Source organism: Flavobacterium sp., assembly GCF_020217025.1.
Lineage (GTDB): Bacteria > Bacteroidota > Bacteroidia > Flavobacteriales > Flavobacteriaceae > Flavobacterium.
Window position 1 is genome coordinate 1 of record NZ_JAIWOF010000175.1, and the last position, 10,000, is coordinate 10,000.

Below are 10,000 nucleotides of genomic sequence, written 5' to 3' on the forward strand. Positions count from 1 at the left end.
CCGATTTATTAAGTCAAGCCGAACACGGAAAAGACAGCCAAGTGATTTTGGTTACCATCAATAAAAACATTTTAAACGATGTTGAAGAAGAAATTTATAAACAATTGAAAGATCTTCCAAGACAAGAAATTGCGCAAGTGGCTATTAATGATTCCAAATTAATCTTTGTTGAAACCGAAAAAACCGCTTTATCGTTAATTAATGAATATGGTCCTGAACATTTTATTGTATGTTCTAAAAACGAAGACTATTTCGTTGACGGAATTCAAAATGCGGGTTCGATTTTTATTGGAAATTATACTCCAGAAAGCGTTGGCGATTATGCTTCAGGAACTAATCACACTTTACCAACAAACGGCTATTCCAAAAGTTATAGCGGTGTAAATCTAGATAGTTTCTTAAAAGCGATGACCTTTCAAAAAATATCAAACGAAGGAATTCAAAATATCGGAAAAGCAATAGAAATCATGGCAGAAGCCGAAGGTTTACAAGCACACAAAAATGCTGTTTCATTAAGATTAAAATAAGAGTTATGAATTTAGAAAATATAATTAGAGAAAACGTTAAAAAACTGAGTCCATATTCCTCAGCACGCGATGAATTTGAACAGTTCACAAAACCAATGATCTATTTGGATGCCAATGAAAATCCGTTCTCGAATGGTATGAATCGTTATCCAGATCCGCAACAGAAAGAATTGAAAGCAATAATTGCAGATAGAAATAATGTACCTAAAGACAACATTATCTTAGGTAACGGAAGTGATGAAGTCTTAGATTTGATTTTCAGAGCCTTTTGTGAACCAAATCGCGATAATATCATCACACTACCACCAACGTATGGAATGTATGGGGTTTTAGCGAATATCAATGCCATCGAAAATCGTGAAGTATTGCTAAATGAGGAATTTCAACCGAATGTAGAAGCGATTCTAAATGCTGTGGATAACAATACAAAAATCATTTTTTTGTGTTCGCCAAACAATCCTACAGGAAATTCTTTTACAGATTCATCGGTAATTAAAATTCTGAATCAATTCAAAGGTTTAGTAGTAATTGATGAAGCGTATATCGATTTTTCAAAAGATGAAAGTTGGTTAAGTGTTTTAAAAGATTTTCCTAATTTGATTATCACCCAAACCTTATCAAAAGCGTATGCGATGGCGGGATTGCGAATCGGAATTTTGTATGCTTCAAGAGAAATTATTGCGGTTTTGAATAAAATTAAGCCACCTTACAACATTAATGGTTTGTCGCAAGAAACTGCTGTCAAAAAATTGTTGCAAAGTACCATGCCAACGCAAGTTAGAAAAATACTAATCGAACGAAATAAACTCATCGAAGCACTTTCAAAATGCGAATTTGTCGAGAAAATATATCCTTCGGACGCCAATTTTATCTTAATTAAAGTGGATGATGCGAACTTTAGATACCAACAATTTATCGAAAATGGAGTAGTGGTTCGCAATAGAAGCAATCAACCTTTATGCGAAAATTGCTTGCGAATTAGTATTGGAACCAAAGAAGAAACCGAACAAATTATGGAATTATTAAAAACCTTCAACAATGTCGAAAAGAGTATTATTTATCGATAGAGATGGAACTTTGGTTTTAGAACCAGAAAATTACCAATTAGACAGTTTAACCAAACTAGAATTCTATCCAAAAGTATTTCAATTCTTGAGTAAAATTGCCAAAGAATTGGACTTCGAATTGGCAATGGTTACTAATCAAGATGGTTTAGGGACCGAAAGTTTTCCGGAAGAAACGTTTTGGCCAACCCAAAATTTCATCCTGAAAGCATTTGAAAATGAAGGTATAACATTTGACGAAATTTTTATCGATAAAAGTTTTCAAGAAGACAATGCACCAACCAGAAAACCTAGAACAGGAATGTTAACCAAGTATTTGAACAATTCGGAATATGATTTGGAGAATTCTTATGTAATTGGCGATAGAATTACCGATGTGGAATTGGCTAAAAACTTAGGTTCTAAAGCAATTTTTATCAAAAACGAAGAGAATTTGGGCGGAAACGAAATTGCAACTTCATTGGAAGAACTCCAAAATGTAATTACTTTACAAACAACCGATTGGCAAAAGATCTACGAGTTTTTGAAATTGGAGGAAAGAACAGCTTCTATCAAAAGAACCACAAATGAAACCGATATCGCTATCACTTTAAATTTAGATGGAACAGGAAAAAGCAAAATCAACACCGGAATTTCCTTTTTTGATCACATGTTGGACCAAATTGCGCGTCACGGACAAATGGATTTGGATATTCAAGTGAAAGGCGATTTGGAAGTTGATGAACACCATACAATTGAAGATACAGCAATTGCATTGGGCGAAGTTTTTGCAAAAGTGCTAGGTAACAAATTAGGCATCGAACGTTACGGTTTTTGTTTGCCAATGGACGATTGTTTAGCGCAAGTAGCGATTGACTTTGGAGGAAGAAATTGGTTGGTTTGGGAAGCAGAATTCAAACGTGAAATGATTGGTCAAATGCCAACCGAAATGTTTTTTCACTTCTTCAAATCGTTCACAGATGGTGCAAAAGCGAATCTAAATATCAAAGCTGAAGGCACAAACGAACACCACAAAATTGAAGCCATTTTCAAAGCCTTCGCAAAAGCTATAAAAGTTGCTGTAAAACGCGATACAGAAAAAATGATTTTACCTTCAACAAAAGGAATGTTATAATGAAAATAGCTATAATTGATTACGGAGCTGGAAATGTTCAAAGTGTTTTATTCGCTTTGGAACGACTTGGCTTTGAAGGAATTGTCACTAATGATTGGAATACTATTAAGACAGCTGATAAAGTAATTTTTCCTGGTGTAGGTGAGGCGAGTAGTGCTATGAAAATGTTGGTTGATAGTGGATTAGATGTGTTGATTCCAACCTTAAAACAACCAGTTTTGGGAATTTGTTTAGGAATGCAATTGATGTGTAAACATTCAGAAGAAGGCAATACCAACGGATTAGGAATTTTTGATGTGAATGTGGTGAAGTTTTCATACGAAGTGAAAGTCCCACAAATGGGTTGGAATACCATTTATAATTTAAAATCGTCATTATTCTCAGGAATTAAAGAAGATGAATTCATGTATTTGGTACATAGTTATTATGCACCATTATCTGAAAATACGATTGCTTCAACGAATTACGAACATGAATATAGTACCGCATTACAACGTGATAACTTCTTCGGAGTACAATTTCACCCTGAGAAAAGTGGCGTGTTTGGAGAACAAATTTTGAAAAACTTTTTAAACCTTTAATTTTTAAAATAGGAACACAGATTTAAGAAATGAGAAAAATTTTAATAATTTCTTCAATTTTAACAATCTGCGTTCCAAAAAAATATGCAAAATGAGAATAATCCCAGCCATAGATATCATCGAAGGAAAATGCGTCCGACTTTCCAAAGGCGATTACGATACGAAGAAAATATACAATGAAAATCCGCTTGAAGTTGCAAAATCCTTTGAAGCACATGGAATTCAGTATTTGCATTTGGTTGATTTAGACGGAGCCAAATCAAGCCGAATTGTGAACTACAAAGTTTTGGAACAAATTGCTTCAAAAACGAGTCTAAAAATCGATTTTGGTGGCGGTTTAAAATCTTATGCCGATTTGAAAATTGCTTTTGAAAGTGGCGCCAATCAAATCACAGGTGGAAGCATAGCTATCAAACAGCCAGAAGTTTTCAAGAATTGGATTCTACAATATGGAGCTGATAAAATTATTTTGGGTGCTGATGCAATGAACGAAAAAGTAGCGATTTCAGGTTGGTTGGAAGAATCAAATGAAGAAATAATTCCGTTTATTCAAAATTATCAGAAAGAAGGTATTCAATACGTTATTTGCACCGATATTTCAAAAGACGGCATGCTAGAAGGACCAAGTTTTGAATTATATCAAAGAATTTTGGAACAAACCAAACATGTAAAACTAATCGCTTCAGGAGGAATTTCAACTTTCGATGAATTACCCAAGTTAGCCGAATTAGGTTGCGAAGGAACCATCATTGGAAAAGCCATTTACGAAGGTAGAATAACTTTAAAACAATTAGAAAATTATATTATTAATAAGTAAAAAGCGATAAGTAAATACTAAAAAGTTTGTAAAGCTAATCACTTTTCACCTATCACTAATCACTAAATCATGCTTACAAAAAGAATCATTCCCTGCTTAGATATCAAAAACGGACGAACCGTTAAAGGTGTCAACTTTGTGGATTTAAAAGATGCTGGAGATCCTGTGGAATTAGCAAAGAAATACGCTGAAACCGGTGCAGATGAACTTGTTTTTCTAGACATTTCCGCTACAGAAGAACGTCGCGCGACATTAATCGATTTGGTTAGAAAAGTGGCAGCTGCAATTAATATTCCGTTTACTGTTGGAGGTGGTATTTCTTCTGTTGCGGATGTGGATGTTTTGCTTCGCAATGGCGCGGATAAGATTTCTATTAATTCTTCCGCCGTTAAAAATCCTGATTTAATCAATGAAATTACAGCAAAATATGGAAGTCAGTGTGTTGTTGTGGCTATCGATGCCAAACAAATTGATGGTGATTGGATAGTTCATTTAGTTGGCGGAAAAGTTCCTACGAAATTGAATTTATTCGATTGGGCAAAAGAAGTCGAGCAACGCGGTGCTGGTGAAATTTTGTTCACATCCATGAATAACGATGGAACTAAAAATGGTTTTGCCAATCAAGCGTTAGCCAAGTTATCCGAAATCGTAAATATTCCCATAATCGCTTCTGGTGGTGCGGGAACTATGGAACATTTTGCAGAAACATTTATCAATGGAAATGCAGATGCCGCTTTAGCTGCCAGTGTTTTTCACTATCACGAAATCGAAATTCCTGAATTAAAACAGTTTTTAATAAATCAAAATATCTTAGTAAGATTATAAAATTAAACACATAGACACATAGGTTGATAGTTTTTCTTTTTAGAAGATTATAGCATTACATTTTACACATAGCTATGAGAGCTATATAAAGTTAACGCCTTACAATTTATTAAAAACTATGTGACTATGTGTTTCAAAAAAACAACAATCATGAAAGTAAACTTCAATAAAACCCCAGACAACCTTATCCCAACTATCATTCAAGACAACGAAACGAAAAATGTTTTAATGTTGGGCTACATGAACCAAGAAGCTTTAGATCAAACGTTGGCAACTAAAAAAGTGACCTTCTTCAGTCGTACAAAAAACCGATTGTGGACAAAAGGCGAGGAGAGTGGCAACTTCTTAGAACTGATTTCTATTAAAGAAGATTGCGATAACGATACACTTTTAGTGAAAGTAAAACCTGTTGGTCCAACTTGCCACACAGGTTTAGATACATGTTGGCAAGAAACTAATAATCAGGAATTTGGGTTTTTATCAAAATTAGAAAACACCATTGCAAAACGTAAAGAAAATGCTGATGCAGAAAAGAGTTATGTGGCTTCCTTATTTGCAAAAGGAATTAATAAAATAGCCCAAAAAGTAGGTGAAGAAGCGGTTGAAGTAGTCATTGAAGCCAAAGACAACAACGACGATTTGTTCTTATCCGAAAGTGCTGATTTATTGTTTCACTATTTTATTTTATTGCAAGCGAAAGGTTTTCAATTAAAAGATGTGGTGGAAGTTTTGAAGGGAAGGGAGAAGTAATTTATTAGTTTCTTCTCTTCCCATTCTCTTGTTCAAATTGTTTGGCTTTATATTCTTGAATTTCCTTTTGAATATTTTCATCTTGAGGATTTTCTTGTTGTTTTAAATAAAGTTCTCGCAATTCAGGTTCATTAGCATAATAGTGATTAATTAAAACACTATTGGGTAAAAGTAAACAAATCATTGCTAAAACAAATATGACAACAGTTCTTGTAAATAAGTTTTTGTGATAATTTTTTAAATCTTCATCTGATTTTTTTAATAATGAAAAACCTGCTAATAGTAAAACTGCTGCTGACATACAACCAACAAGCAACATTACTTGTGAACCTGGCCAAAACATCAGTTTAAATTCAATACCAATTATAGCTATAGACAACAACCATCCAAATAATATTGAAATACCAATTTTTTGATTTTTAAAATTTTTGTCACTAAAAAAATAAAATCCAAAAGGGAAATAACACAAAGCTAAAAATGTTAACGATAAAACCATTAAAACTCCAGCTCCAGGCCAATGCATTAGCTTGAAAATTAGCGAAATAATAAATACGATTGATAATGCTTTTTCTGTTTTCATGGATATTATTTTTTTAGATTATTTTTAATTATTTGGACAATCTCTTGATGATTTGCATTATATTCATTTAGTCTTACAGTAAAGTGACCTCTTGTTAGGGTAAAAACCATTAAATCAAATTGAGTGGATTTACCCGGTATAATATAAATCCCAAATCTATAAATTTCATTCCAAAAGATTTTATTTTCTTTTATTGTTATTCCTTCATTATCAATTTCAATCTTTTTAATTACTTTTTTTGGAAAAAAAATAATGTAAAGAACAATTACAATAAGGATTATCATTGAAATTTTTAAATTAAAATCATCGCTAAAGCTTTTAACTAGATTATAAATAAGAGCAATAAATAAAATACTAATTAAGAAATAATGATCATTAAAATTTGATTTATAAATTTTACCATCTTGATAATTTATCATGCAATTATCAAACTTTTCAGATTCTTTAAAATATGGATTTCCAATAAAATCATTAAATTCTTCACTTAACTTACTAGTATATTCATATTCAATATTAAAATCAATTTGTTTTTGAAGTTTTTCTTTTTGATTAATATCAATTATAAAATCACTACAGGTTTCTTTAAAATCTGCTATTTCATTAGATAAATTACAAATCAAGCCTTTGTTTATATCAAAACTTTTATTTTTGCAAACTAAACAATATGATAGATGAAAATTTCTATAATATCCTGATTTCATATTTAAATTGAGTGTAAATTCTCACAAATATATCCAAATTTCCCCAAAAATTCTTCCCTAAAATAAAAATTCAAGATGAAATTTCACGTGAAAAAAAATTAAAACCAAAAAAATAAAACATTTAATCTAATGCTTCAATTTGCTTTAAGTGTTGTTCTACTTGGTATTTATTAAAATTATCCCAAGTAGGTGGACTAGTTGTTTTTTGCCCCCACATAGCATCTATACAAGTGTTGTTTTCCTTGTATTTGTCATGTAATATGGCTAGAATTTTAAAGAAAAATTCATCGAGTTGTTCGATTGCATTCAGCTCTGTTTGTAAATTATTACTTTCATCTGTGGTATCAAAAAGTTGTAACACCTCTAAAACAGCTTGCTTTTCTTCTTCATTAATTTTGGTTTCAAAACCATGTTTCAAGGATTTAAAAACTAAATTATTCCAAACCACACTATCGTGTCCCCAAGTAACATTTGGAAGATGCAATGAGTGCTCGCAAATCAAAACAATTGCTAATAATACGTCGTTTAAATAACTAGATGGGAATTCGTCAAAACTTCTAAATTCAAATCCACTTTGATACATCTTTTCCAGATTAAAATCAAGACCAATATCTTCTAATAAGGCATAATCTAGCGTAGATTCTATTTGATCGCGCCACCAAATATTTTCTTCTTTAGTAAATTTCAAAAGTTTTCTAAACTCATCAACTTTATAAGTTAGAATTTTACCTTTCGCCATCACTTTGTTAAATGTACCAACTCCAGTGTATCGCGACATCGCATTTCTCATTGAACCACCTGCGAATTTTTCATTCAAATGATATTTTTTGCTAATTACTGCCATTATATCAGGACTGCCTAATGTAGTAATAAAAAAAGGTTCAAACCATTGTAGCAAATAGATAGCGTTGCTGTGAATTGCTTCAAAACTTGGATAATCTATAATTCTACTATTTTGGGTAAGCGTTGGCAATGTAAGATGAAAATGATAGGTTCCGTTATTAAACAGCACAAGATTTTCTTGGTTCGACATAAACCTATTGATTCCCATGTTGTATTTAGGAAAATTTAATTTTTCAGCAAGAACACCTGATTCATTAATTTTATCAATGAATAATTGTTTTGTTGCTTTAAGTTCCTCACACGAATCCGTGATGGTTCTATTTTCAAAATATTTTGTTACAAATTCAATCGAATCGCCATCAAAATTCACAGCTCCCATGGGATTGTTTTTTTGAGTCAACATGCTTTGAATGTTATACGGCTGGCTTTCTAAAAAAACTTCAACTATTGATTTTCCTTGATATTCAGGATTATCAACTAAAGGTTTTGTATTAGGTAATGTTTTATGTTGAAAGTTAAGATCTAATTTATCAAGAGAATGACTGTTCATCATTCTGCTTACTTTGTAATTTTTATTTTTATCAAAAGCTGTTTCTAAAAGAGTGGATAAAGTTCCTTCTTTGTAACAGGTTCTGTAATCAATACTGTAGCGTTCGCAACCCATTTTTTCTTGAATAAATGATCCTGAAACTATGCTCGATTCTTCAAATTGCATATAAGTTTCATTTTCTAATCCTATTCCCCAGTAATACGTTTTTTTCTGATTTAATTTCATTTATTTAAAATGGCTTGGTAACGTAATTAATATTAATTTTATTCATGATAATAGAAAACATGTGACGAATAACGTTCATGGTTCCACCAATCTTTTCTTGCTTTTGAAAAGTAGTTGTAATTTAATTTTCCGGCTTGTGATTGCAACGGATAAACGACTTTGCCATTTTCTCGATAAGCTTTTCTTTTGCCGGTTTCTGGAACAATTGGTACAATATGTCCAGAAAGACCAACAATTTTTCGCTTGGCACAAATGATTCCAACACCTCCTTCTGTATTCACTTTTTCTTGAATTTCATCAAGATTTGTCATTTTTTTCCATCCAAAACTTGGACCCCATTTTTGAAACCAATCATGAATGGCACTAGAGTAGATAGGGAGCACCGTTTCATTAAAAACAGGAACTACATCTTCTCCGTTTTGCAACTTTGCAATGGATTCATCTGTCCACCAAACGGTTGGCAAATAAACTTGAGAAAAATAACAAAAATCAAAGGAATACACATTACAATAAGTGTCTTCAACAGTTCGTTGATACCTCTCACTCTTAGAGACATCTAATTTATCAATAAGTTTTCGAATACTTTCGCGTTTGGTAGTTGCATCCGTTAAGTCCCTTAAAGGGATACTTGAATCACTCATTGGATGAAATTTTGCTAAAGCAGTATCTAATCGTGAATCGGGATGTACTAATAAAATAGCACCTTTTATAAGTTCATCAGATTTAGCATCTTTGACAAACGTTAGTGTGTTGGTTTCTATACTTTTTTTATCCATTTTACCAATATTTCAGTCAATAGCTAAATGTGAACAAATATACCTAACTTTTACTAAAAATTCCTATCTTTAAAATAAAAATTGAAGATGCGATTTCATACCAGAAAATGGGTAAAACCCGAAGATTTAAATGCCAACGGAACACTATTCGGAGGTAAATTATTGGCTTGGATAGATGAAGAAGCTGCTTTGTATTCCATCGTACAATTGGAAAATCCTAAAGTAGTTACCAAGTTTATGAGTGAAATTAATTTCATGAGTGCCGCCAAACAAGGCGATATTGTGGAAATTGGTTTAGATGTGGCGCATTTCGGAAAATCATCGTTAGTATTAAAATGCGAAGTTCGTAACATGATGACACGCGAAAAAATCATTACGATTGATAATATCACGATGGTAAACTTAGGCGAAGACGGAAAACCAAAACCACACGGTAAAACCCAAATCGAATTTATTGAAGACCGATTGAAAAAATAATTATCTTGTGTTGTCAAGCTGAACTCGTTTCAGCTTCTAAATCAATCATTAAAAGATTCTGAAACAAGTTCAGAATGACAAAATTGCTATTTAACTATGATAAATAAATCAACTTTAGAATTTCTAACAAAACTTAAAGAAAACAACGACCGCGATTGGTTTGCGGCAAA

Annotated in this window: 12 protein-coding genes; 8 read left to right on the top strand and 4 right to left on the bottom strand. The window is 32.2% G+C overall.

Annotation, left to right across the window (positions count from 1 at the left end; translation table 11 throughout):
- The 7 genes from LDL23_RS08890 to hisIE form a co-directional block, all read left to right on the top strand.
- The coding region (locus LDL23_RS08890; RefSeq protein WP_291265376.1) for a histidinol dehydrogenase at nucleotides 1-527 on the top strand (527 nt) is incomplete at its 5' end.
- Nucleotides 524-1,594, top strand: coding sequence for a histidinol-phosphate transaminase (gene hisC / locus LDL23_RS08895; protein WP_291265386.1), 1,071 nt, complete (start codon nucleotides 524-526; stop codon nucleotides 1,592-1,594). The genes LDL23_RS08890 and hisC, both read left to right, overlap by 4 nt.
- Complete coding sequence (hisB, locus tag LDL23_RS08900) at nucleotides 1,566-2,705, top strand: bifunctional histidinol-phosphatase/imidazoleglycerol-phosphate dehydratase HisB (protein WP_291265377.1); 1,140 nt, start codon at nucleotides 1,566-1,568, stop codon at nucleotides 2,703-2,705. Before hisC ends, hisB begins: the two co-directional genes overlap by 29 nt.
- Nucleotides 2,705-3,286, top strand: coding sequence for an imidazole glycerol phosphate synthase subunit HisH (hisH, locus tag LDL23_RS08905; protein WP_291265378.1), 582 nt, complete (start codon nucleotides 2,705-2,707; stop codon nucleotides 3,284-3,286). The genes hisB and hisH overlap by 1 nt, the downstream gene beginning before the upstream one ends.
- A 91-nt stretch (nucleotides 3,287-3,377) precedes the next feature.
- The gene (hisA, locus tag LDL23_RS08910) at nucleotides 3,378-4,103 is read left to right on the top strand and encodes a 1-(5-phosphoribosyl)-5-[(5-phosphoribosylamino)methylideneamino]imidazole-4-carboxamide isomerase (RefSeq protein ID WP_291265379.1); all 726 of its coding nucleotides are present in this window, start codon (nucleotides 3,378-3,380) and stop codon (nucleotides 4,101-4,103) included.
- A gap of 69 nt (nucleotides 4,104-4,172) precedes the next feature.
- A complete protein-coding gene (gene hisF, locus LDL23_RS08915) occupies nucleotides 4,173-4,928 on the top strand; it encodes an imidazole glycerol phosphate synthase subunit HisF (protein ID WP_291265380.1) in 756 nt (251 codons plus the stop codon).
- 126 nt (nucleotides 4,929-5,054) lie between these two features.
- Complete coding sequence (gene hisIE / locus LDL23_RS08920) at nucleotides 5,055-5,678, top strand: bifunctional phosphoribosyl-AMP cyclohydrolase/phosphoribosyl-ATP diphosphatase HisIE (protein ID WP_291265381.1); 624 nt, start codon at nucleotides 5,055-5,057, stop codon at nucleotides 5,676-5,678.
- Between the two features lie 4 nt (nucleotides 5,679-5,682).
- Here the strand turns inward: hisIE and LDL23_RS08925 are convergent, their stop codons facing one another.
- From LDL23_RS08925 to LDL23_RS08940, 4 genes are all read right to left on the bottom strand, one after another.
- Nucleotides 5,683-6,258 (bottom strand): hypothetical protein, encoded by a 576-nt coding sequence (locus tag LDL23_RS08925; RefSeq protein WP_291265382.1) that lies wholly within the window; start codon nucleotides 6,256-6,258, stop codon nucleotides 5,683-5,685.
- A 5-nt stretch (nucleotides 6,259-6,263) separates the two neighbouring features.
- Nucleotides 6,264-6,959, bottom strand: a complete 696-nt coding sequence (locus tag LDL23_RS08930; protein ID WP_291265383.1) for a hypothetical protein — start codon at nucleotides 6,957-6,959, stop codon at nucleotides 6,264-6,266.
- A gap of 121 nt (nucleotides 6,960-7,080) precedes the next feature.
- A complete protein-coding gene (locus LDL23_RS08935; RefSeq protein ID WP_291265384.1) occupies nucleotides 7,081-8,577 on the bottom strand; it encodes a hypothetical protein in 1,497 nt (498 codons plus the stop codon).
- A 38-nt stretch (nucleotides 8,578-8,615) separates the two neighbouring features.
- Nucleotides 8,616-9,353: a hypothetical protein gene (locus LDL23_RS08940; RefSeq protein ID WP_291265385.1), complete on the bottom strand. Its 738-nt coding sequence runs from the start codon at nucleotides 9,351-9,353 to the stop codon at nucleotides 8,616-8,618.
- An 87-nt stretch (nucleotides 9,354-9,440) separates the two neighbouring features.
- Here LDL23_RS08940 and LDL23_RS08945 point away from each other — a divergent pair, with 87 nt between their 5' ends.
- On the top strand, nucleotides 9,441-9,830 hold the full coding sequence (locus LDL23_RS08945; protein ID WP_133606912.1) for a hotdog domain-containing protein: 390 nt from the start codon (nucleotides 9,441-9,443) through the stop codon (nucleotides 9,828-9,830).
- Nucleotides 9,831-10,000 lie beyond the last annotated feature (170 nt).

What these genes read in the sequence shown, in the direction of transcription:
- LDL23_RS08925 (WP_291265382.1), bottom strand. Translation starts at nt 6,258, where the DNA reads ATGAAAACAGAAAAAGCATTATCAATCGTATTTATTATTTCGCTAATT.
- hisA (WP_291265379.1), top strand. Translation starts at nt 3,378, where the DNA reads ATGAGAATAATCCCAGCCATAGATATCATCGAAGGAAAATGCGTCCGA.
- LDL23_RS08935 (WP_291265384.1), bottom strand. Translation starts at nt 8,577, where the DNA reads ATGAAATTAAATCAGAAAAAAACGTATTACTGGGGAATAGGATTAGAA.
- hisIE (WP_291265381.1), top strand. Translation starts at nt 5,055, where the DNA reads ATGTGTTTCAAAAAAACAACAATCATGAAAGTAAACTTCAATAAAACC.
- LDL23_RS08930 (WP_291265383.1), bottom strand. Translation starts at nt 6,959, where the DNA reads ATGAAATCAGGATATTATAGAAATTTTCATCTATCATATTGTTTAGTT.
- hisB (WP_291265377.1), top strand. Translation starts at nt 1,566, where the DNA reads ATGTCGAAAAGAGTATTATTTATCGATAGAGATGGAACTTTGGTTTTA.
- hisF (WP_291265380.1), top strand. Translation starts at nt 4,173, where the DNA reads ATGCTTACAAAAAGAATCATTCCCTGCTTAGATATCAAAAACGGACGA.
- LDL23_RS08940 (WP_291265385.1), bottom strand. Translation starts at nt 9,353, where the DNA reads ATGGATAAAAAAAGTATAGAAACCAACACACTAACGTTTGTCAAAGAT.
- hisH (WP_291265378.1), top strand. Translation starts at nt 2,705, where the DNA reads ATGAAAATAGCTATAATTGATTACGGAGCTGGAAATGTTCAAAGTGTT.
- LDL23_RS08945 (WP_133606912.1), top strand. Translation starts at nt 9,441, where the DNA reads ATGCGATTTCATACCAGAAAATGGGTAAAACCCGAAGATTTAAATGCC.